The sequence below is a fragment of the Amycolatopsis eburnea genome (assembly GCF_003937945.1).
Classification (GTDB): domain Bacteria; phylum Actinomycetota; class Actinomycetes; order Mycobacteriales; family Pseudonocardiaceae; genus Amycolatopsis; species Amycolatopsis eburnea.
Window position 1 is genome coordinate 1 of sequence record NZ_RSEC01000064.1, and the last position, 303, is coordinate 303.

The 303-nt window shown below is 56.4% G+C and carries 1 rRNA gene; it reads left to right on the forward strand.

The features are described from left to right. Nucleotides 1–303, forward strand: a 23S ribosomal RNA gene (locus EIY87_RS46010); the annotation flags it as partial.

Below are 303 nucleotides of genomic sequence, written 5' to 3' on the forward strand. Positions count from 1 at the left end.
TGATTCCGTGAGTAGTGGCGAGCGAAAGCGGAAGAGGCTAAACCGTGCATATGTCAAGCTGTCAGGCGTTGTGTGTGCGGTGTTGTGGGACCCACCTTGAAGAGACTGACATTTCTTCGGGTTGTTGTGCTGGTTAGTGGAACCGCTTGGGATGGCGGGCCGGAGTGGGTGAGAGCCCCGTACGCGAAAACCAGTGGCAAGGATCTTGGTGGTGTTCCCGAGTAGCAGCGAGCTCGTGGAATTTGCTGTGAATCTGCCGGGACCACCCGGTAAGCCTAAATACTTCCTGGAGACCGATAGCGG